Source organism: Thermohalobaculum xanthum, assembly GCF_016623495.1.
Taxonomy (GTDB): Bacteria; Pseudomonadota; Alphaproteobacteria; order Rhodobacterales; family Rhodobacteraceae; genus Thermohalobaculum; species Thermohalobaculum xanthum.
The window spans coordinates 125,352-146,618 of record NZ_JAEHHL010000008.1 but is presented as its reverse complement, the minus strand read 5'-3'; the positions used below and the strand labels follow the sequence as shown (position 1 = coordinate 146,618).

The 21,267-nt window shown below is 71.2% G+C and carries 21 protein-coding genes; 8 read left to right on the top strand and 13 right to left on the bottom strand.

The genetic code is table 11. From position 1 onward, the window contains the following. Positions 1–300: a hypothetical protein gene (locus H0I76_RS13955; RefSeq protein ID WP_200610895.1), complete on the bottom strand. Its 300-nt coding sequence runs from the start codon at positions 298–300 to the stop codon at positions 1–3. 289 nt (positions 301–589) lie between these two features. Here H0I76_RS13955 and cuyB point away from each other — a divergent pair, with 289 nt between their 5' ends. Continuing rightward, positions 590–1,360: a cysteate racemase gene (gene cuyB, locus H0I76_RS13950; RefSeq protein WP_200610894.1), complete on the top strand. Its 771-nt coding sequence runs from the start codon at positions 590–592 to the stop codon at positions 1,358–1,360. Here the strand turns inward: cuyB and H0I76_RS13945 are convergent. Beyond that, positions 1,327–2,922 carry a bifunctional metallophosphatase/5'-nucleotidase gene (locus H0I76_RS13945; protein WP_200610893.1) on the bottom strand — a complete coding sequence of 532 codons (1,596 nt, stop codon included), beginning with the start codon at positions 2,920–2,922 and terminating at the stop codon, positions 1,327–1,329. The two genes, cuyB and H0I76_RS13945, sit on opposite strands and share 34 nt — an antisense overlap. A gap of 173 nt (positions 2,923–3,095) precedes the next feature. On the opposite strand from H0I76_RS13945, the gene H0I76_RS13940 reads away from it, so the two are divergent. Next, positions 3,096–3,572, top strand: a complete 477-nt coding sequence (locus H0I76_RS13940) for a DUF2147 domain-containing protein (protein WP_200610892.1) — start codon at positions 3,096–3,098, stop codon at positions 3,570–3,572. Here the strand turns inward: H0I76_RS13940 and H0I76_RS13935 are convergent. From H0I76_RS13935 to H0I76_RS13910, 6 genes are all read right to left on the bottom strand, one after another. Continuing rightward, positions 3,569–4,324, bottom strand: coding sequence for a nucleotidyltransferase family protein (locus tag H0I76_RS13935; protein WP_200610891.1), 756 nt, complete (start codon positions 4,322–4,324; stop codon positions 3,569–3,571). The genes H0I76_RS13940 and H0I76_RS13935 overlap by 4 nt on opposite strands. Next, positions 4,321–5,457 carry an N-acetyltransferase gene (locus H0I76_RS13930; protein ID WP_200610889.1) on the bottom strand — a complete coding sequence of 379 codons (1,137 nt, stop codon included), beginning with the start codon at positions 5,455–5,457 and terminating at the stop codon, positions 4,321–4,323. The genes H0I76_RS13935 and H0I76_RS13930 overlap by 4 nt, the downstream gene beginning before the upstream one ends. Before the next feature lie 73 nt (positions 5,458–5,530). Continuing rightward, positions 5,531–6,577, bottom strand: a complete 1,047-nt coding sequence (locus tag H0I76_RS13925) for an LptF/LptG family permease (RefSeq protein ID WP_200610887.1) — start codon at positions 6,575–6,577, stop codon at positions 5,531–5,533. Continuing rightward, positions 6,574–7,794, bottom strand: coding sequence for an LptF/LptG family permease (locus H0I76_RS13920; protein WP_200610885.1), 1,221 nt, complete (start codon positions 7,792–7,794; stop codon positions 6,574–6,576). The genes H0I76_RS13925 and H0I76_RS13920 overlap by 4 nt, the downstream gene beginning before the upstream one ends. A 10-nt stretch (positions 7,795–7,804) precedes the next feature. Further along, positions 7,805–8,239 (bottom strand): HIT family protein, encoded by a 435-nt coding sequence (locus H0I76_RS13915; protein WP_200610882.1) that lies wholly within the window; start codon positions 8,237–8,239, stop codon positions 7,805–7,807. A gap of 43 nt (positions 8,240–8,282) precedes the next feature. Beyond that, positions 8,283–9,257 (bottom strand): metallophosphoesterase family protein, encoded by a 975-nt coding sequence (locus H0I76_RS13910; protein ID WP_200610879.1) that lies wholly within the window; start codon positions 9,255–9,257, stop codon positions 8,283–8,285. Positions 9,258–9,392: 135 nt separating this feature from the next. Here H0I76_RS13910 and H0I76_RS13905 point away from each other — a divergent pair, with 135 nt between their 5' ends. From H0I76_RS13905 to H0I76_RS13890, 4 genes are read left to right on the top strand one after another with little or no spacing between them, the layout of a single operon-like run. Further along, complete coding sequence (locus H0I76_RS13905) at positions 9,393–10,490, top strand: CDP-alcohol phosphatidyltransferase family protein (RefSeq protein ID WP_234455332.1); 1,098 nt, start codon at positions 9,393–9,395, stop codon at positions 10,488–10,490. Further along, positions 10,487–11,413: a diacylglycerol/lipid kinase family protein gene (locus tag H0I76_RS13900; protein ID WP_200610873.1), complete on the top strand. Its 927-nt coding sequence runs from the start codon at positions 10,487–10,489 to the stop codon at positions 11,411–11,413. The genes H0I76_RS13905 and H0I76_RS13900 overlap by 4 nt, the downstream gene beginning before the upstream one ends. A 47-nt stretch (positions 11,414–11,460) precedes the next feature. Beyond that, positions 11,461–12,285: an aspartyl/asparaginyl beta-hydroxylase domain-containing protein gene (locus H0I76_RS13895; RefSeq protein WP_200610870.1), complete on the top strand. Its 825-nt coding sequence runs from the start codon at positions 11,461–11,463 to the stop codon at positions 12,283–12,285. Further along, positions 12,282–13,193 (top strand): hypothetical protein, encoded by a 912-nt coding sequence (locus tag H0I76_RS13890; RefSeq protein ID WP_200610868.1) that lies wholly within the window; start codon positions 12,282–12,284, stop codon positions 13,191–13,193. Before H0I76_RS13895 ends, H0I76_RS13890 begins: the two co-directional genes overlap by 4 nt. On the opposite strand, the gene spt is transcribed toward H0I76_RS13890, so the two are convergent. From spt to H0I76_RS13865, 5 genes are all read right to left on the bottom strand, one after another. Next, complete coding sequence (spt, locus tag H0I76_RS13885; protein WP_200610866.1) at positions 13,111–14,424, bottom strand: serine palmitoyltransferase; 1,314 nt, start codon at positions 14,422–14,424, stop codon at positions 13,111–13,113. The two genes, H0I76_RS13890 and spt, sit on opposite strands and share 83 nt — an antisense overlap. 48 nt (positions 14,425–14,472) lie before the next feature. After that, positions 14,473–14,721 (bottom strand): acyl carrier protein, encoded by a 249-nt coding sequence (locus H0I76_RS13880; RefSeq protein ID WP_200610865.1) that lies wholly within the window; start codon positions 14,719–14,721, stop codon positions 14,473–14,475. Between the two features lie 147 nt (positions 14,722–14,868). After that, on the bottom strand, positions 14,869–15,657 hold the full coding sequence (locus H0I76_RS13875) for a phosphocholine cytidylyltransferase family protein (RefSeq protein WP_200610864.1): 789 nt from the start codon (positions 15,655–15,657) through the stop codon (positions 14,869–14,871). A gap of 178 nt (positions 15,658–15,835) precedes the next feature. Continuing rightward, positions 15,836–16,807: an NAD-dependent epimerase/dehydratase family protein gene (locus tag H0I76_RS13870; protein WP_200610863.1), complete on the bottom strand. Its 972-nt coding sequence runs from the start codon at positions 16,805–16,807 to the stop codon at positions 15,836–15,838. After that, positions 16,804–18,525 (bottom strand): fatty acyl-AMP ligase, encoded by a 1,722-nt coding sequence (locus H0I76_RS13865; RefSeq protein WP_200610862.1) that lies wholly within the window; start codon positions 18,523–18,525, stop codon positions 16,804–16,806. The genes H0I76_RS13870 and H0I76_RS13865 overlap by 4 nt, the downstream gene beginning before the upstream one ends. A gap of 259 nt (positions 18,526–18,784) precedes the next feature. Between H0I76_RS13865 and H0I76_RS13860 the strand changes: the two genes are divergently transcribed. Then, the gene (locus H0I76_RS13860) at positions 18,785–19,951 is read left to right on the top strand and encodes a hypothetical protein (protein ID WP_200610860.1); all 1,167 of its coding nucleotides are present in this window, start codon (positions 18,785–18,787) and stop codon (positions 19,949–19,951) included. After that, positions 19,942–21,228 (top strand): serine/threonine-protein kinase, encoded by a 1,287-nt coding sequence (locus H0I76_RS13855; protein WP_200610859.1) that lies wholly within the window; start codon positions 19,942–19,944, stop codon positions 21,226–21,228. Before H0I76_RS13860 ends, H0I76_RS13855 begins: the two co-directional genes overlap by 10 nt. The last annotated feature ends 39 nt before the right edge of the window (positions 21,229–21,267 follow it).

Here is a 21,267-nt window from a genome sequence, read left to right as displayed (position 1 = left end):
TCAGTCCCGCGCGGCGCAGTAGTCGCGCAGCCCGTCGAAGAGCGCGATCTCGGCCGCGTCGCTGACCATGGCGCAGCCGATGGTGACGGCGGCCTGGCCCGCGGCGATGCCCTGGGCGACGCGCGTGGCCGCGGTGCGGTCGTCGCCGCCCGAGGCGGTGATCGCGGTCACCCGCACCCCTTCGGCGGCGGTTTTCAGGGTCGGCGCGAGCGTGGCGCAGCCGCCGAGCGCGAGGGCGCCGATGCCGAGAGAAATGGCGGTGGCGGCGCGGAGGTGGCGTGAGGGTCCTGGCAAGGTCATGGGGGCTCCTGCGATCTGGGGATGTCTCGGCGTCCGCGGGGCGCGAAGGCGCGGGCTGGCGTGTGGGGCAGGCCCGCGCCGCCCCGCGGACGCTTTCGAGGGACGGAGTGCGCCGAGGATAGGCATGGTGCGCCGGGCGTTGCGCAAAGGCGCGAGGCAGCGCGCGGCGGCCGGGCCGGGCCGCGAACGGGTTTGCGCGGGCCGGGCGTCGCGCACTATCCTCGGGCCGGATCGAAGGTGACGGGCCGGGCCGGTGGCGGCGAAGGCCCCCGCGCGACGGAGAGCGGGCATGCAGCAACGGCCGGTGATCGGAATCCTCGGCGGAATGGGCCCCGAGGCGACGGTCGACCTGATGGCGCGCGTCATCGCCGCGACGCCCGCGGCGGACGACGCCGATCACGTCCACCTTCTGGTCGATCAGAACCCGCAGGTGCCCTCGCGCATCAAGGCGGTGATCGAGGGCACGGGCGAGAGCCCCGCGCCCGTGCTGGCGGCGATGGCGCGCGGGCTGGAGGCGGCGGGCTCGGTCGCGCTGGCGATGCCCTGCAACACCGCGCACGCCTACCTGGCCGAGATCCGGGCAGCGGTCGGCGTGCCGGTGCTCGACATGCTGGGCCTGAGCGCGGCACGGTTGGCGGCGATGCCCGGCGTCCGCCGGGTGGGGCTGCTGGCATCGACCGCGGTGCGGATGCTGGGCCTCTATGACCGCGCGCTGGACGAGGCGGGGCTCGAGCCGGTCTTCCCCGCGCGGCAGGAGGCGGTGATGGAGCTGATCCGCGCCGTCAAGCGCGGGCAGACGGGCCCAGCCGAGCGCGCCGCCCTGGCGGCAGTGACCGAGGAGTTGCGGGCCGAAACCGACGCCGTGCTGATCGCCTGCACCGAGCTATCCGTGATCGCCGGCGCGATCGCGCCCGGCGCGCCGGTGCTTGACGCCATGGACGCGCTGGCGGCCGAGATCGTGCGGCTGGGCGCCCCGGGCAGGCAGCCCGCGCCGCCGAGTGAGCCCGGCTCGGACGGGCCGCGGGCTCAGTCGAGCGGCGTGATTCTGCCGTCGATATAGGGCTGGTAGGGGCCGCCGGCGATCAGGAATTCGGCCACCACGAGGTCGAGCGCGGGACCGTAGTCGTAGGCATCGATCGCACGCTCGGCGAACACGGCATAGCCGTCGCCGCCGCGGCGGACGTAATCGTTGGACACGACGCCATAGGTCCGCGCGGGATCGAGCGGCACCCAGGCGTCACCCTCGCGCAGCTCGACCGTGCGGATGCGCGCGCCCGGAGGCGCCGAGCGCTGGAAGCTGTAGCGCATGCCCGCGACCTGCGGGAAGCGGCCGGCGCCGTCCTCGACCTGGCTCACGCCGTTCTCGAGCGCCGCGATCACGTCGGCGCCGGTCAGCGCAAAAGTCGAGAGCGTGTTCTGGAACGGCAACACGGTCATGATCTCGCCCATCGTGATCGGGCCCGCTTCGATCGATGCGCGCAGGCCCCCGCCATTGGCGATGGCGATCTGGATGCCCTGGCCCTTCACCCGGTCGAGCATCGCGTCGGCCACGAGGTTGCCCATCTGGCATTCGGCGGCGCGGCAGGTGTCCCGCTCGCCATCGATCGGGGCCGCGGTCTCGGCCACCACCTTGTTGCGGATCTCGTCGAAGGCCATGGCGAGTTCGGCGATGCGGGCCTTGAGGGGGGCGTCCTCGGCGATCTGGCCGTCCATCAGGATCGGCTCGCCCTCGGCCGAGACGACGCGGCCCGCGTCGTCCCAGGTTACCGCCAGTTCGCCCAGGAACTTGCCATAGGCATAGGCCTGCACCACCGGCACCCGGGTGCCGTCGGGGCCGTCGACCCAGGTCGGGTAGGGGCCGTCGGCCTTGTTGCTGGTGTTCGACAGGAAGGTGTTGCTGTGGCCGCCCACGATCACGTCGACGCCCGGCACGGCGGCGGCGATCTCGAGGTCGCGCCGGTAGCCCGAATGGCTGAGCACGATGATCTTGTCGATGCCATCAGCGGTGAGGCGCGCGACCTCGGCCGACAGCGCCGGGATCGGGTCCGAGAAGGTGACGTTCGGCCCGGGCGCGGCCAGCTCGGCGGTGTCGGCCGGGGTGAGCCCGATCAGGCCGATGCGCTGGCCCGCCTTCTCGATCACGGCCGAGGGGTGCAGCACGTCGGCGAGCGCGGGCTCGGCGCTGACATCGGCATTGGCCAGCAGCACCGGAAACTCGACCGCCGCCATGAAGTCGCGCAGGATCTCGGGCCCGTCGTCGAACTCGTGATTGCCGACGGTCATCGCCTCGTAGCCCAGCGCGTTCATCAGCTCGGCCGCGGCCCGGCCCTTGTAGGTGGTGTAGAACAGCGAGCCCTGGAACTGGTCGCCGCCATCGACCAGGATCGAGTTCGCGAGCGCCGCACGCCGCGCGCGAATCGCGGTCACCAGCCGCGCTGAGCCGCCGAAGCAGGCGCCCTCGGCCGCATCCTTTTCGCCGCAGGCCGAGTCATACTTGTTGATCGGCTCGACACGGCTGTGGAAGTCGTTGGTGTGCAGGATCGTCAGGCTGTAGTCGGCGCGGGCCGGTGCGGCGACGGCGCCAAGAACGAGCACGGTGGCGATGAGGACGGGGCGTGCCATGCGGATGCCTCCAGATGCGGTGATGCGCGGTCGAGCGTTGCAAGGTGCGGCAACCGCGTCAAGCGGCGACGGAGACGGGCCGGCCTCCCGTTGCAGGACTTGAACGCTTGCGGCGCGCGCCGCAGGATCACGACCGTCGCCACGTCCCCGGCCGGGCCGGGAGGAAGGATGACATGACCCGATTTTCCGCAGTTTTCGCGCTTGCCGCCGCGCTGGGCCTTGGCAGCGCCGCGGCGCAAGCGGCCGGCGTCGAGGGCGTCTGGCTGACCGAGAAGGGGAAAGTCGCGGTCGAGCTTTATCCCTGTGGCGAGCGGATGTGCGGCAAGATCGTCTGGCTGGAGAAGCCGCGCTGGAGCGAGGGCACCCTCAAGCGCGACGAGCGCAATCCCGACCCCGCCCTGCGCGAGCGCCCCTGGTGCGGCATCGAGGTGATCAGCGGCCTGCGCCCCGACGGCCGCGACTGGGAGGATGGCAGCTTCTACTACCCCAAGGAAGGCAAGACCTTTGATCTGGAGATGCGCCAGAACGGCGATGACACGCTGAAGGTACGCGCCTATTTGGGTGTGAAGCTGCTGGGCAAGACCGAGATCTGGACCCGGGCGAATGGCGAGTTGCCGGGCTGCGAGCCGGACGACGGCAGCGGCCTCTAGCCTGCCTTCCGCGCGCGCAGCCGCGTCTCGGCGAATACGAGATCGGCGGGCTTGTCGACGTCATGCGCGGCGTCGGGATGGTCGAGAGTGACCAGAGCCGCGCTGCACCCGGCGGCGCGCCCGATCGCGCCCGCCGCACCCGCCATCGTCAGCAGGCCCGCGGCGTAGGACGCAAGCGTGAGCGGCCCGATCGCGAGGGCCATGCGCCAGGGCTTCTTGCGCTCGGTCTCGAGGCGCTGCCAGAACCGCACCGCGGCCTCGGCCCGGGGCGTGCGCAGGGCGAACAGGTTGCAGCCGCTGACCTCGGCGTCGCGGAACCGCAGATAGGTGCGGCGCGCGGGATTGCCCGCGGCCTCGACCACCGGCCGCGTCGCCACGCCCGCGCAGATGTCGGCGCCCGCAGCCTCGGCCCCGCGGATGAAGTCGGCCACCATGTCCGGGGTCAGAAGCGGATGGTCGGCCGTCGTGACCAGCACCGGGGGCGCGGCGGTGGCGAGCGCCGCTCCCACCGACCGGGCGGGTGAGGGGGCGGCATCGAGGCGCTCGAGCCCCGCGGGCAGGGCGGGTGCGCCGGGCTCGATCGAGACGAGGATGCGCCCGACCTGCGGCACCGCCGACAGCGCCGTGGCGACGCGCGCCAGCATCGTCCGGCCTTCCAGCTCGGCGAAGGCCTTGTGGCTGACACCTGCGGCCTGCGCGACCGGGTCGGCGGCCCCGCGCGAGCCGGCGAGGATCAGCGCGGTCCAGCTCATGCCAGCACCTTCTCGTAGACGCGCCAGGTCTTGGTCAGACGGCCGCCCAGCGACTCGATCAGGCGGCGGACCGGCAGGTTGTCCTCGAGCAGCCACGAGAGCTCGATCTCGTCGATGCCGCGCGCGCGTGCCCGCTCCTCGAGCGCATAGATCAGCAGGAGCGGCAGCGTCTTGCCCAGAACGGTCGCGGCGACCGGGCGCGTCACGCCCATCAGGGGCACGCGCCCGGTCCTGAGTCCGCGGACCTTGAGCCGCCACAGCAGCTTGGCCCAGCCGAAGGGCAGCAGGCGACCGCCGAGATCGCCGATCGCCTCGTTGATGTTGGGCAGGAGCACGATGAAGCCCGCGGGCGCGCCGTCGATCTCGGCGATGCACACCAGTTCGGAGTCGAGGATCGGCTTGAGTTCGGCGGCCATGGCGTCGATCTCGGCCTCGGTCAGCGGCACGAAGCCCCAGTTGCCGGCCCAGGCGTCGTTGAAGATCGCCGTGACCATGCGGATCTCGTCGGCGAAGCGGCGGCGGTCGAGCGGGCGTAGCGTCACCCCCTCGGCAAGACTGCGCTCGGCGATCCGGCGCGGCCGGTCGGGCAGGCCACGCGAGACGTCCATGACATAGGCCACGAGGTCGCGGCCCTTCGACCAGCCGCAGCCCTCGACCGCGGCGCCCATCCAGGCCGGGTCATGCGCCATCAGCAGGTATGGCGGCGTGTCGAAGCCGTCGACCAGGAGGCCCGAGGTCTCGTTCACCGAAAGCGAGAACGGCCCGCGCCCGAGCCCGGCGCCGCGATCCGCGAGCCAGCGCTCGGCGGTCGCGAGCAGGGCGCCGAGGGTCTCGGTGTCGCACGCGGCGGGCATACCCCAGAAGCCGACGCTCCGGCCCTCGACCGGCGGGGCGAGGCGGTCGAGCTGCGCGCTGATCCGGCCCACCGGCTCGGTCCCGCGCCAGGCGAGCCAGAGCTCGACCTCGGCGTGGCGGAAGAACGGGTTGCGCGCGGGGTCGATGTGCTGGCGCCGCTCGGCATGCAACGGCTCGACCCAGGCCGGGTCATCCGCCATCAGCCGTCCGGGAAGGCGGATGAAGGCCTCGCGCTCGGCCCGCGTGGCGACGGGGCGGATCTCGATCTCGGCGGGCATGCGGGGCGCGGGGTCTCCATTGGGGCGCGTCGAGCGCAGCGTTACCAGACTGCGGCGCCGCGGGCCAAGGGGGCTATTCCTCGAGCAGGATGATGCTCCACAGCCCGAGCCCGGCGAAGAGGACCGGCGCGCTGAGGACCGCGAGCATCGGGTCCATCGCCCCGCTTGCCCCCAGCGAGATCAGGAAGCCGTCGGTCGCGATGAACAGGAACCCCGTGGCCACGCCGCCGGCGGCGAGCCAGCCGCGCCCGCCCGAGCGGATAAGGCCAAAGCCCGCGGCGGCGGCGAAGAGCAGCATGATCGCGGGCACCGCGATGGCGACATAGCCGCGCCAGAGCCGGGTCTGGTAGAAGGGCGCCCCGCGCGCGCCATAGGCGATGCCCGCCAGCACCTGGGCCGCGCGCTGGGCCCCGACGAATTCGGGCTTGGCCGCAAGCGTGCGCACGTCGGCGGGTCTCAGCCGCGTGATCCAGTGACGGTTGCCGCCGGGGCCGTTGACGCCGCCGAGGCCGGTGACGGTGACCTCGCCGGTCAGCTCCCAGCCGTCGCCGCGGAACTCGGCCCCCTCGGCGTCGGTCCGGCCGAGGATCAGCCCGTCGTCGTCGAGGTCGAAGATCGACACGCCCGAGAGCGTCCCGCCGGAGGGAATCGAGCTGCGGATGCGCACGATCTCGTTCGGCGCGCGCGCCCAGACCATGCGCGCGGTGGGTGTGCCGACCAGCTCGGGAAAGCTGCGCACGAGCGCCTGCTCGGCGCGCGCGGCGAGAGCGTCGGAAAGATACCCGTAGCCGAGCCCGATCAGGCCCGAAAGCGGCGCGAGCAGGAGCATCATGCGCAAGGTGTTCACGCCCGAGGCGCGGATCACCACCAACTCGCTGCGCGCGGCCATGGCGAAGAAGGCGATGGCGCCGCCGGTCAGCACCGCGATCGGCAGCACCGTCACCGCAATCAGCGGGAGCCGCAGCGCCGAGTAGCGCGCGAGCGCCGCGAAGCCGCCGAGGTCGAGCAGCTCGGTCGCCGTGTCGAGGAGGTCAAGCCCGAGCGCGAGCACCAGCAGGACGCCGCCCGCGCCGGCGATCGCGAGCCCCACCTGGCGCGAGATGTAGAGGGCGAGCCTCATCCGCGGGCCCCGGCGGAGTCCTCGCTTTCATCCGTGTCGCCGGACCGGCGCAGCAGGCGGCGCACGTCGCCGATGACAAGGTCGATCAGGCGCAGCACGCTGCGCACCGGCGAGAGCGCGCCCTGTCCGGGCGTCAGCAGGAAGACGAGCCCGGTCAGCGCGATGAACCCCGCGCAGAGGCCCCAGAGGCCAAGCGCGGGGTCGATCTTGCCGAGATCGGCCATGCTCTCGACCATCTTGATGACGTTGTCATAGGCGGCAAGGATCCCGATGGCGATGGCGATGCGTGGCCAGGCGGGAGAGCGCTTGCGCGCCACCCCCAGCGGCACGGCGAGGAGCGCCACGCCGATGAGCGAGACGGCGCGGATCAGCCGGGCATGGAACTCGGCCGCATAGCGCGGATCGGGGGGCAGGACGCCTTCGCCGCGCATCAGGGTGAAGAGCTCGGCCATGGTGAGCTCGCGCTCCGAGTCGCCGCGCGGGCGGAACGGGTTCGCGTCGGCCGGGAAGCGGCGCTCGAGCGCCAGTTCGTTGAAGTCGAGCCGCCCGCCGTCCGGCGTCATCGCGACGCCGTCGCTCAGCAGGAGCCGGACCGTCTTGCCGCCGTCTTCCGGCACCACGAGGCCGCGCCGGGCGGTGAGCACGACCTCGCCCTTGACGTCCTTCTGGATCGCGAAGACACGGTCGAGCACGCGCCCGGTGGGGTCGATGGCGGCGGCCGAGAGGGTGAGGTCCTCGCCCGCCTCGACGAACACGCCCTGCTCGATCCGGCCGTTCCAGGCCGAGGTCAGGACCGAGTGGCGGATCTCGTAATAGGCATAGCGGCTATAGGGCTGGATCACGCCGAAGAGCGCGAGGCTGAACAGCATCAGCACCAGCGCGCAGAGGATGAAGGGCACGCCGATGCGGCGCAGCGACCAGCCAGCGGATTCGAGCGCGTCGATCTCGTTCTGCTGGCTGAGCGAGGCGAGGCAGGTCAGCACGCCGATGCAGAAGGCCGCCGGCATGGCGAGGCCGATATAATGCGGCACGAGGCTGATCGCCATGCCCAGCGCCGGGCCGATGGTCGCCCCCTGGCCGGTCACGAGGTCGAAGAGGCGCAGCATGCGCTCGAGCAGGAGCGCGACCAGCGTCACGATCAGCGCCGCCCCCATGCGCGGCAGCATCAGCCGCAGCAGGTAGCGGTCGACCAGCCGGCGGGAGAGGAGGGGCGACAAGCGCGGCGCCTCAGCCGGGCCAGGCGGCGACGAGGCGGGCCACCAGCCGGGTGCGTGCGTCGGCGTCCGGCGTCACCGCCTGACCAAGTGCGGGCGGGCCAGGCCAGCCGGCATCCGGGACCTCGATCCCCTCGGCCTCGTGGCTGCCGGGATAACGTGGCAGCACGTGGAAGTGGACGTGAGGATCGACCATCATCAGCATGAGATAGTTGATCTTCTCGTAACCCACGGCCTTGCGCAGCATGGTCTCGACCGCAGGGATGACGCGGCCCAGGTCGGCATGCGCGGCGGCGGGCAGGGCGCCCCATGCGGTCGCGTCGGACTTCGCCGCCAGCACCAGCGCGCCCAGCGTCGGCTGGGCCGGGCGCAGCAGCACCATCCAGTGATCGGTCTCGGCGATGTGGGTCTCGGGCCAGCCGAAGTTGCGGATCGTCTGGTTGGGCATGCTCTCTCCCGGCTCGCTCGGACCTGGGCGCCGCGCGGCGTTGTCAGGGCCGTGGCCCGGCGGCGTTGCGCGGCATTCTATCCGCTGGCTCGGCGCTCACAAGGGGGGCGCGGGCGTCGCGTCCCGCCGGGGCGGGCAGCACGAATTCGAGCGGGGTGCGGGCGACGATGCCGTCCTCGGTCGCCGCGCGTTCCTCCATGGTCAGCCGCCAGCCGCGGGCGTCGGCGGAAAGCCGCAGGCAGCGCCACGCGGCGCCGTCGCGCTTGGGGCCGGGCTTCCAGCTGGCCGAGGGCGCGCCGAGGACGGGGATGCGGCCTGCGGGGCTGTCGATCCACGACAGTTCGGGCTTGTGCGTGTGGCCGTGCAGCACGAGCCCAGCGCCGTGGCGCGCGATGCAGGCGCAGACGGCGGGCCCGTCGGTGAGCCGCTTGCGCCAGACCGTGATCGGGGTCGGCGGGTGATGGATCAGGACGAGGGCGAAGCGGCCCTCGGCCGCAATCGCCCCCAGCATGGCGTCGAGCCGCGCGAGTTGTGCCGGCCCCACCGTGCCGGTGGCGAAGAAGGGCGGCGTGGCGACGGCGGTTGAGATGCCGACCACCGTGATCGGGCCGAGCTCGCGCCGCCAAGGGAAGCCGGGCTGGCCATCGTCGCCGGCGAGGTAAGGGCCCCAGGCGGTCGCGAGCCTGTCGGCCATGCCGGGTGCGAGCGCCTCGTGGTTGCCGGGGACTGCGGCGACCCGCTCGGGCGGGCCGAGGCGTTCGAGCCAGTCGCGGCCGCGGCGGAACTCTTCCTCGAGCGCGAAGTTCACGAGATCCCCGGTCATCGCGATCAGGTCGGGTGACCGGGCGTGGATGTCGTCGACGATCATCCGGCACAGCGCGGGCGACTGGATGCGGCGGCGCTTGCGCTTCCAGTTCAGCCAGCTCAGGGCCCGCTTGGACAGGAACTCGGCGCCCCGCGGGCTACCGAGGTCGAGATGCGGGTCGGTCAGATGCGCGACGACGATTTCGCCGTCCATGGGGCAATCTCCGCCTTTCGCGGGCCGCGCACAGCGGGTAAGAGCCCGTCATGCGCCGCCCGTTCGCGCATGGCTTAGGCGTGCGGGCAGCGGCGTGCAAGGATGAACGGACGGGAGAGGCGAGCCTTGGCGGAGATGATCGCGGCGATCATTGGTCCCGAGGGGCAGGCGGCCTTCGGGCTGAGCGGCGCGGCACGGCTGGCGCGGCAGTTGCCACGCGCGGGCATGCGCCCCGGCGACGAGGCCGAGGCCAGCGTGCTGCTGCGCGCCGATCACGTCTATGGCGCGGGCGTGCTGACCGCGCTGGCGCAGGCGGCGCCGGGCACGGTGCTGATTGACGCCGAGGGCCGCGCGGTCGGCGCCCGCATCGACGACGAAAGCCGGGACTGGGCCCGGGCGCTGGTGGGCGGGCACGGCGCGGCCGAGGGGCTGGCGCCGGGCGCGCGCGCGCTCACCGGGGTCGAGCTGGCCGGGCGCTACGACCAGAAGCTGAGGAAAAAGGCCGATCCGCTGGTGATGCCGGCACGGGACCGCGTGGCGGTCGAGCGGGCGCTGTTTGGGGCGTCCTACAAGGGGGTCACGGATCTCGTCACCAAGCATGTCTGGCCGCGGCCCGCGCTGGCCGTGACGCGCTTTTGCGCGCTCAGGGGCATCACGCCGAACCAGGTGACCTGGGCGAGCCTCGCGCTGGTGATCCTGGCCTTCTGGCTGTTCTGGACCGGGCAGTTCGCGCTGGGGCTGGTGGTGGCCTGGGTGATGACCTTCCTCGACACGGTCGACGGCAAGCTGGCGCGCGTGACCGTCACCGCGTCGAAACTGGGCGATGTGCTCGATCACGGCATCGACCTGATCCACCCGCCGTTCTGGTGGTGGGCCTGGGCGGTGGGCTGCGCCGCGATCGGCGACCCCATCGAGGACTTCGCGCTGGTGATGGGGGTGATCGTCGGGGGCTATGTCGCGCAGCGGCTCGAGGAAGGCTGGTTCATCGCGCGCTATGGCATCGAGATGCATATCTGGCGCCGCTTCGACAGCCTGTTCCGCGAGATCACCGCGCGGCGCAATCCCAACCTGCTGATCCTGATGGCGTTCACCATCTTCGGCGCGCCGCGCGAGGGGCTGATCGCCGTGGCATGGTGGACCGGTATCTGCTTCGCGGTTCACCTGGTCCGTGTCGCGCAGGCCGAGATCGCGCGGCGCAAGGGACCGCTCACCTCGTGGATGACGGCCGCGTGACATTGTCGATCGGCCTGATCCGCAACCGCGCAAGCACGCGCAACCGGCGCGCCGCCTCGGGCGCGCCGCCCGCGGGCGTCCTGTTCCACGAGACGCGGAGCCTCGACGAGCTGACCGGTGCGCTGACCGCGCTGCACGCGGCGGGGACGGATCTGCTGATCCTCGATGGCGGCGACGGCACGGTTCGCGAGGTGGTGACGCGCCTTCCCGACATCTGGAACGGCGCTCTGCCGAGGCTGGGCCTGCTGGCGCATGGCAACACAAACCTGATCGCCCGCAAGACCGGCGCTGCGCGCGGGGAGGAGGGCCTCGCGCAGCTGATCGCGGCGGCGCGTGGCGGAAAGCTGTCCGACCGCCGGCTCGACATGCTGGAGATCGAGCGCGAGGGCGCGCCAACGGTCCGCGGTTTCATCGCCGGCTGGGGCGTCTACGAGACAGGCACGCGGCTTGCCGCCGAGGAGATCGCGGCGCGCGGCGGCGGTCAGGTGGCGCTCGCCGTCCTGTCGATGCTGCGTCGTGCGCTGGTCGGGCGCGAGGCGGCGGCGATCCGGCGCGGCGTGCCCGCCTCGCTGCGGGTGGATGGCCAAGAGCTGCCCGGCGGGCCGCGCTTCGCGGGGCTGGTGACGAGCCTGCCCGGCCGGCTGGTGATGGGGCTCAACCCCTTCTGGGGCGAGGGCGAGGGGGGCCTGCGCTGGCTTGACGTCGCGGCGCCGGCGCGGCGGCTGGTGCTGGCCGCACCCTTCGCGCTGATGGGCCGGCCGCGCCGGTGGATGGGCGAGGCCGGCTACCGCTCGGGCCGCGCCGAGCGGCTTGATCTCGCGCTCGAGGGCGGATTGGTGATCGATGGCGAGCGCTTCGCCGCGGGCCCGCAGGGACGCGTTCGGTTCTCGGTGACCCGCTCGGTCACATTCGTGCATGCCTGAGCGCCCCCGCGCTCGACTTTTCCCGGGCGTGGGCATATGAGACGCGCATGAACCAGATGCAGCCCGCGCCCGCGCCGGGGGCCAAGCCGGCAACCCTGAAGAGCCCGATCCGAAAGCGCGTCAAGCGCCTCGGCAAGCGGCTCACGCGCTGGATGGCGTCGTTCCAGGCGCGCCAGAGCCTGGTGCCCGACACACCCTTCATCGGCAACGAGCATTTCCCCTTCCTGAAGGAGTTCGAGGATCGCTGGCAGGAGATCGAGGCGGAAGCGCGTGAGATCCTCAAGTTTCGCGAGGCGATCCCGGCGTTCCAGGAGATCTCGCCCGACCAGTACCGCATCGCCACGGCCAAGAACTGGCGCACCTTCATCCTCTATGGCTTCGGCCTGCGGCTCGAGCGCAACTGCCGCCAGGCGCCGGTGACCGCCGAGATCCTGTCGCGGGTGCCAATGATCCAGACGGCGTGGTTCTCGATCCTCGCGCCGGGCTACCACATCCCGGCGCATACCGGCGTGACCAAGGGGATCGTGCGCGCGCATCTGGGGCTGATCATCCCGCAGGAGCGCGAGAAGTGCCGCATCCGCGTCGGCGACGAGATCCGCGCCTGGGCGGCGGGCAAGGTGATCGTGCTGGACGACACCTACGAGCACGAGGTCTGGAACGAGACCGACGAGGAGCGCGTCATCCTGCTGTTCGACTTCGACCGGCCGATGCGCTGGCCGGCGCGGATGGTGACACAGCTGTTCATCCGGGCGATGAAGTTCACGGCGTTCTACAAGGAGCCGAAGAAGAACATCGCCGATTTCGAGGATCGTTTCGAGGCGGCCACCCGGCGCGCCGACCAGATCCTCGAGAGCATGAGCGAGCGCAAGTGACGGCACCCGGGCAGCCGCCCGGGCCGGAGCTTCGCGCGCTTGTCGCGGCTGCGGCCGACCGGCCGCTGCACGGCGCGGCGGCCGCGATGGCCGCGCATCTGGCCACGCGGCCGGGCGTGCTGGCGGTGCTCTTCTACGGCAACATGCTGCGCGACACCGCGGCCGGCGGGCTGCTGGATTTCTACTGCCTGACCGAGCGCGACGCCGACTGGTCCGGGCCGGGGCTTGCGGCGCTCGGGTGCCGCCTGCTGCCGCCCAATGTCTATCATGTCGAGCTGCCGGGGCAGGATGGGCCGGTCCATGCCAAGGTCGCGGTGATGCGCCTGGCCGCCTTCGGCGCGCGGATGCGGGCCGAAAGCTGGGATACGACGCTGTGGGCGCGGTTCTCGCAGCCGGTCGTGCTGGCATATGCCCGCGACGCGGCGGCGCGAGAAGCCGTGCTCGACGCACTGGCGGCCGCGGCTGGTGCGGCGGCATGGTGGGCGCGGCACTTCGCCGAGGATGGGGCAGGGTGGCGCGCCTGCTGGGCCGGCCTCTATGCGCGGACCTATGGCGCCGAGCTGCGGGTCGAAAGCGCGGCGCGGGCCGACGCGATCCTGGACGCGCATCCGGAGTTCTTCGAGGGGGCGTATGCCGCACTGATCGCCGGCGCCCCCCTCCCGAAAGCGGCGGCGCGTCGGCGCGCGGAGGGGATGTGGGCGCGGCGACGTCGGGTCGGCAAGCTGATCAATGCCGTGCGATTGACAAAGGCCGCCGCGACGTTCCGCGGCGGCCTTGCCTATGCCTTGTCAAAGGTCGAGCGGCACAGCGGCCGCCCGGTCGAGCTCAGCGGGTGGCAGCGGCGTTGGCCGATCCTTGCTGCGCCGTTCGTGTTCGCCCGGCTTCTTTGGCAGCGGCGCCTCCGGTGATCACCTGGAAACGCTCGCCGCGCGCCGTGCCCGGCTCGATGATGCCGAGCTCGGCACCGACCGAGGCGAATACCCCCAGGGCCCGCTCGATCTGCGCCTCGGAGTGCGCGGCCGAGACCGAGACCCGAAGCAGCGAGAGCGCGTTGGGCGTGGCCGGCGGGATCGCGATGTTGGTGTAGACGCCCTCGTCGATCAGGCGGTTCCAGAGCGCCACGGCAACCTCGGGCGCCGGCAGCTTCACGGCGACGACCGGGCTGACCTCGGGGCCGGTCTCGAAGCCCAGATCGCCCAGGCCGCGGAAGAGCGCGGCCGAATTCGACCACAGCTTGGCGCGAAGCTCGGGTCGCTCGGCCATCCGCCGGAAGGCGGCGCGCGCGGTCGAGACCGTGCCGGGGGTCATCGACGCGGTGAACATGTAGGGGCGGCAGAACGAGCGGATCCAGTCGAAGCCCTCGACATTCGACACGCAGTAGCCGCCGATGGTGCCCACGCTCTTCGAGAACGTGCCGACGATGAAGTCGCAGTCGTCCTCGACATGGGCTGCCTGGCACTGGCCGCGGCCCGATTCGCCCAGCACGCCCAGCGAATGCGCCTCGTCCACCATCAGGTAGACGTTGTCGCCGGCCTCGCGCTTGACGGCCGCGAACTCGGCCAGCGGGGCGGTGTCGCCCAGCATCGAGTAGATGCCCTCGACGATGATGATCTTGTCGCCCGGGTGCCCTTCGAGGCGGCGCAGCTTCTTGGCCAGGTCCTCGGGGCTGTTGTGGCGGAACCGGATGGTCTCGGCATCGGCCATCTTGCAGCCGTCATAGATCGAGGCATGGCTGTCGGCGTCGATCAGCAGCACGTCGTCCTTGCCGCCGAGCGCGGTGATCATGCCGATATTGGCGACGTAGCCCGTCGAGAACACGATGCAGTGCTGCTTGGCGTAGAAGCGAGCGATCTCGGCCTCGAGCGCCTTGTGGCCGCCATAGCTGCCGTTGGCGATGCGCGAGCCGGTGGTGCCCGAACCCAGGGCGCGGGTCGCGGCGGTGGCGGCCTCGAGCACGTTCGGATCGAAGGTCAGGCCCAGATAGTTGTTGGTTCCGAACAACATCATCGGGCGGCCTTCGAGCGTTGCCTCGGTCGGCGACCAGACGTTCTGGAACTCGAGTCGGCTGGGGTCGCGGCCCAGTGCGCGCAACCGCCCGTAATTTGCCTCGACCGCGGCAATCCTGTCCTTGAGTCCCATCGTCTCGTTCCTTCCCCACTTCGGGTCGCTGCCCGGGGTTCTTCGCCCTCAGCTCGTCTTGCCCAGGTCCTGCACTGCCTTCGCCAGATCGGCCACCGTCTTCACCTCGGCGATCCGGTCGAGCGGAATGTTGATGTCGAACTCGTCCTCGAGCTCGAGCACGAAGTCCATGACACTGACCGAGTCGAGGCCGGTGTCGGCGACGATGTTCGTCTCGCGCGTCACCGCGGTCTCCGACTTCACCTTGGCGGAGAGCAGATCAAGAATGCGCGCTTCGATCTCGTCGGCCGTGGTCATGCCCATCGTCTTTCAATTCATGAGGCGCAGCCCGCGCGTGGTCGCGCCGCTAAGCCAAAGGTGTTGCGCTGGCCGGGGCGTCCAACGCCCGGGCCAGCGACGATCGTGAGGCGTCGCAGATAATGCTCCGCACGTCTCGTGTCCAGATCAGGCGCCGCCCTGCGGTGAGCCAAGGCTCGCGGCAACGCCGACACCGGCATGTGCGCCGCTCCAGTCGAAACGGGTCACGCGGCTCTCCGCGATGGGCAGGTCACGCGGGAAGTCGATCTCGGTCCAGGGAAGGCCCTCGATCGAGACGGTACCGACAGCCCCAGTCTGCGCCACCTGATCGATGATCGAAAGATACCACCGCTTGAGCGCCGCCTGGTCGCTCAGCGCCGTGCGCATGGCCGAGACGAAGCGTTCGCCGCCATCGCCAAGGAAACGCAGCAGGCCGATCGACTCGCCATCGACCGGCGCGCTCAGCGTCTTGCCGATCGCGGTGAGGCGGCGGCCCTCGCGGCGGATCTTCATGTCGTCGTCGTCATAGCCCGACTTGCGGTCGATGGTGACGCTGATCGGATCGACCGCCTCGGACAGCACGCGCCGCAGGATTCGCGGGTCGACGATCGTGTCGCCGTTGAGCAGGATCGTGTCCTCGCCAAAGCGCTCGTGCGCGATCCAGCACGACCCGATGTTGTCGGCGACCGCGAAGAACGGGTTGTAGAGGCACTCGGGCAGCTGCGGCAGGTCCATCGTGCGGACGGCCGTCTCGACCATCTCGGCGCCGAAGCCCGTCACGATGGTAACGTCCTCGACCCCCGCGGCGGCAAGCGCGCGAAGCTGCCAATAGAGGACCGGCTGTCCGCCGACCTTCACGAGGCATTTCGGACGCGTATCCGTCAGCGGGGCGAGACGCTTGCCTTGCCCGGCGCTCAAGATCACAGCATTTGTCATGGAGGAACCGCTCTCTCCTCAATTTTGACGACAGAATAGTTACAATTTTTCGCCACTCAAGCCTCGAACCGCTCACGCCTTCTCACAAATGGCAGCGATTTCATTCGCGAATTGACATGAAACGCGTGATCGACTGCGCGCGACGGGATCGGCGCGCCATTTCATCGGGATGCGCCAGTCAAAGCCATCCCCGTTCCCGGTACCACGCAATGGTCGTCGCGAAGCCCTGATCGAGCGTGATTCCGGGTTGCCAGATCGCCGCGGGCGGCTGTGCCTCGGGGCCAGAGGACCAGTCGGGATGGCGCATCTCGCGCAGCTTGGCCGTGGTCAGCATGCCTGTCCCCGCGCCCCGCGCTGCCGCGATGTCGCCAATGCGGGCGACGAGGGCGAGCAGCGCGCGCGGCGCCTGCACCGGTCGGGGGCGATGTCCCAGCGCGACGGCCGCGGCCGCGGCGATTTCGGGCCAGGAATATCCCTCGCGACGCGCATCGCTGAGTTCGAGCACCTGCCGCGCTGGCGCCATTTCGGCGATCGCGGCAACCGCGCGGGCGACATCGGCACCGTGCACCAGGCAGAGCCGGGCCGAGGGGTGGTTGAGCATCGGCTGCACCGGCAATGTCGCGGCGCGGAAGATGCCGAGGGTCTCGCGGTCGCCGGGACCGTAGACGGCTGCGGGGCGGAGGATGGTGAATCCGCCCTCGGCACCGGCCTCGCCAACGAGGCGCGCCTCGCCCTCACGCTTGGACGCTGCGTAGGGCGACAGCTCGGGCTCGCGCGCCGCCATCGACGAAATGAGCACGAAATGCGCCCGCGGCGAGAGGCGCCGCCACGACGCGGCGAGCCGGCCGGTTCCTTCGGCGTTCGCCGCCAGGAAGCCGGCCGGGTTGCGCGCCCGCACGGCGCCGGCAAGATGGATGACCGCGTCCGCCCCCTCGACCAGCCGGTCGAGCGCGGCCGCGTCCGCGAGATCGCCCGGGACGACCTCGACCGGGGCACCGGCGTGCGAGAAGGCGGGATGCCGGCGCGTCAGAACCCTGAGCCGCCAGCCGCGCGTTGCGAGTGCCTCGATGACGTGCGCGCCGAGAAAGCCGGTCGCGCCGGTGACGGCCGCAAGCCCAGAGGTCGTGCCGCCCGTGAGCGCCTCGCTCACGCCGCGAAGACGCCCGCGAGGAACATCTCGCGGGCCCGCGCACGGCTCAGCTTGCCCGACGAGGTGCGCGGAAGCACGCCGGGGCCGGCCAGCGTCACCTCGACCTCGATGCCGATCCGCTCGCGAACCAGCGCATGGATATGCTCGCGCAGTGTGGCCCGCGCGTTGGGGTCCGACACGCGGCACTCGGCGACCACGGTAACGGTCTCCTCGGCAGTGCCGCCGTCGCCGTCAGACGGCGTGACCCCGAAGGCCGCGACACCGCCGGCGCGGACACCCTCGGCGCCGCTCTCGATCGCCCACTCGATGTCCTGCGGCCAGATGTTGCGGCCGTTGATGATGATCAGATCCTTGGCGCGTCCGGTGACCACCAGTTCGTCGCCGTCGAAGAAACCCAGATCGCCGGTGTCGAGCCAGCCATCGGCCGAGAGCGCGGCCCGGGTGGCCTGCTCGTCACCGAAATAGCCGGTCATCAGGCTGGGTCCGCGTGCGAGGATGTGACCGACCCGCCCAGCGGGGAGCGGCGCGCCCGTCTCGTCGGCGATGATCACCTCGTGCTCCGGCAGGGCCGACCCGCAAACCGCGAAACTGCGCGCGCCGGGGCTGCCGGCCTCGGCGGGTGCGACTTCGCCGCGATCGAGGCGTGCGAGCTCGACGCTGACCGCGCGGCAGCCCTGGCCCAGCGGCGCGAAGGTCAGGCCCAGCGTCGCCTCGGCCATGCCGTAGCTCGGCAGGAAGGCGCGCGCATCGAAGCCGGCCGAGGCAAACGCCTCGGCGAAGGCGGCGAGCGTTCCCGTCTTGATCATGTCGCCGCCGATCCCGGCAATGCGCCAGCTGGAGAGGTCGAGCCCGTCGACCTTCGCCCGCCGTGCGGCGAGATCGTAGCCGAAGGAGGGCGCGTAGGAGAGCGTCGCGCGCGTGTCCGAGATCAGCTTGAGCCACAGGCCTGGGCGGCGCACGAAATCGCGAGTCGCGTAGTAGCTGATCGGCATCTGGGCCGCGATTGGGACGAACATGCAGCCGACAAGGCCCATGTCGTGGTAGAGCGGCAGCCAGCTCACCCCGCGGTCGTCCGCGGTGATGTCCAGTCCGTGCTCGGCCATCGCGCGGATGTTGGCCATCATCGCGGCGTGGCTCACGGCGATGCCCTTGGGCAGGCTGGTGGTGCCGGACGAGAACTGAAGGTAGGCGATGGCGTCGGAGGCAGGCGTGCCGGCCGGAAGGGGGCGCGGCTCGCCGGGGATTGCGCCGAGCGTCCCCGTGTAGACGAGGCCCGATCCGGCGAAGGCGTCGACCACCCAATCGCGGATGACCTCGGGGGTCAGAACGGCGCGAATGCCCGCCACCGCTCCGATCCGGCGAATCTGCTCGGCATAGGCCTCGCGCGAGCCGAATGCCGCGGGCAGCGGCATCGGCGCGGGGATGAGGCCCGCATGCAGGCAGCCCATGAACCCGCGCATGAAGTCGCCGTCGGTCTCGGCGATCAGGCCGACGCGGTCGCCTGGCTCGAGCCCGAGGCCGAGCAGGCGGGCACCCGCCTCGCGTGCCTCGTCGGCGAGGCGCGCGTAGCTCAGGTCCTCGACCAGCTCGCCGCGCGGACCATGGAAGCGCATGCTGCCCGTGCCGCGCGCGGCGTAGTCGAGCGCAGCCGTCAGCGTGGGAAAATCGCCGCGCCGGTGCGCCAAGTTGCCTTCGACCCGCTCAACTGCCGGCTCCATGCCCGAGCTGCCTCTCCCGATGTTTCGTGCGAATGAGAAATGTCCCGCCGCCGCGAGGCGCGGGTTTCCTTTGCGGCGCTCTCATAGCAGACCTGTCCGTCTCTGCAAGCCCGCGGCGTTGCGCGGCTTGCCGGTGCCGGCCTCGCGGCAGGGCCCCGAGATTGCCTTGCAGGAGGATTTGCTTTAGGGCTCCGCCGGCGACGGCGGGTTGCTGTGCGGCGGGCGCGCGGCAGGTTGCGCGCCGCTGCGCGACAGGGCCATGCAGATCGGCATTCTCCTCAACCATTACGAGCCGCACCAGGTGCCTCACGTGGTGCCGTACGGCTTCGCGCTGTCGCGCCTGAAGCCCGACTGGAGCGTGCGCATCCTGTGCTCGACGCGCGCGGAGGCCGAGTTCGCCGCCGAGATCGGCGCGCGCTATCCGGGCCACTCGGCGCGGATCGAGCGGATCGGCGCGCCGCTCTGGGCCGAGGCGATCGACCCTGTCGCCCGCCACGTCGCCTTCACGCGAAAGCTTGCGGTGCAGAAGGCCAACCGCGCGCTTTTCGCAACCTTCGACGCGCTGATCGTGCCCGAACTCACCAGCCTGGGCTTGCGCGACGATCCAAGGCTTTCGGCGGTGAAGCTGATCTTTACCGGGCATGGTGCGGGCGATGGTTACAACAACAATGTCGGGATGTTCGATCCGCGGATCGACCGCTTCGACATGGTGCTGCTGCAGGGCCGCAGGATCGCCGCCGAGCTGACCGGGCTGGGCCGCTTCGAGAACACGCCCTATGCCATTGCCGGTTATCCGAAATTCGAGATCGGCGACATGGACGACAAGCGCCCGCGCCTGTTCACGAACGACCGGCCGGTGGTGCTCTACAATCCGACCCAGACGCCAGCCGCGACGTCGTGGCGGAAGTTCGGCATAGAGATCCTGGATTTCTTTGATAAATCAGAAGACTACAACCTGATATTCGCGCCTCACGTGTTGCTGTTCAAGCGGGCGCTGAGCCGCGGCGCGCGGCTGCCGCGGCGCTACCGCTCGGGGCCGCACATGCGGATCGATCTTGGCAGCCGCGCCTCGGTCGACCTGAGCTACCTGATGGCTGCGGACATCTATCTGGGCGACCTGTCGAGCCAGATCTACGAGTTCATCAACTGGCCGCGTCCCTGTGTCTTCCTCAACGCCCATGATTTCGACTGGCAGGAGAATCCCGCCTTCCGCTCGTGGCGGTTCGGGCCCGTGATCGACCGGGCACATGATCTGGGCGCCGCCCTTGCCGGCGCGCGCGAGCGCTTCGACGCCGAGTTCCGCCCCGTGCAGGAAGCGGCGCGCGACGATGCCTTCCTGCGCGGCCCCGAGCCCGCCTCGGCGCGCGGGGCGCGGGCGATCGCGACCTTCATGGAAACCGGTGAGCTGGGGCCAGAATGGCACTGAAGGCCTTGCTTCGCCGTCTGGCGGACGGACCCAAGCCGGCCGAGGAGGCGCTGGTCGTCGTCCTGCCGGATGCGGATGCGGCGCGCGCGGCGAGCGGCCTTCTGGCCCGGCTGGCGGATGGCAGCCACCGGCTGGACGTGGTCGCCGCGGTTTCCCGGCGGGAGAGCGCGGGCGCCCTGCAGCCGCTCTCGTCGCTGCCCCGCTTGCAAATCCGTGTGCCTCGTCTGCCAACGGCGGTGCCCGTGCGCGCGGTCCTTGCCGGTCTGCGGGCGCGCGCGATGGTGGTCGTGGGCGCGCCCGAGGCGTTTCCCCGGGAACTCGCGCGCCTCGTCGCCGGGGCGCGTCGGCGCGGCCTTCCGGTCTATGCCCTGCCGCCCGATACGCTGGAGCGGCTTGCCTCGGGTGCCGAGGCGGATGGTGGATTCCGGCCGCTTTCGGCGGTCGCGGCCGAGACGATGCCGGCGGCGGGCGCGGATTTCGAGGCGATGGTGCGTCATCTGGCGCGTGCCGTCGGGATCGAGCGCGGGCAGGGGCCTTTGCTCGACGCGGCCTCGCGCCGGGTGCAGAAGACGCTGGCAACGCCGCCGGCCCGGCGCCTGCTGGGTCGGTTCGTCGCGCGCATCGATACGGCCGAGGCCCTGTCCCGCCGACTGGGTGCCCCGCGCACGATCCTGTGCCTCGGCAACGGTCCGACCAGCGCCGAGCCTGTGCTCGAGCAGATCGCCCATGACGCCCTCTTCCGCGTCAATCACCAGTGGAAGTCACAGGGGTTTCTGGCGACGCCCGACATGATCTTCGCCGGGGTAAAGCGGTCGATGCGCGCGGCCGGGCGGGGTCCGATCGGGGTCGCCACTGCGCGCAAGGAGCGGGCATTATTCGCGGCGCGGCTGCTGGAGTTCTGGCACGGCCCCTTCAGCTACGCGGTGATCGAGGAGATCGCGGCCGGCGTGGTCCCCGCGATCGAGGGGCCGCTCAGGCCGACGACAGGCGCCTACATGCTCGCCGCCGCGGTCGCGCTGCGGCCCGAGCGCATCATCGTCGCCGGGATGGACATGTTCAGCCATCCGGCCGGCGCCTATCCGGGGGGCGGTCCGGCCGAGAACGCTTATACCCCGAGCCACGACCTCGAGACCGACACGGCCTTCATCCGCGGCTGCCTCGCCGCCTACGAGGGCGAGATCGCCACGCTGAGTCCTGCCTTTGCCGAGCTGGCGCTGAGCGTCCCCGCCGCCCGCTTCCGGCTGGTCGAGCCGGAACCCCATGTATCCGCCTCATGACGGGGCGCGCATCTGCCGCGCCGGGGGGCATTCCCGGCA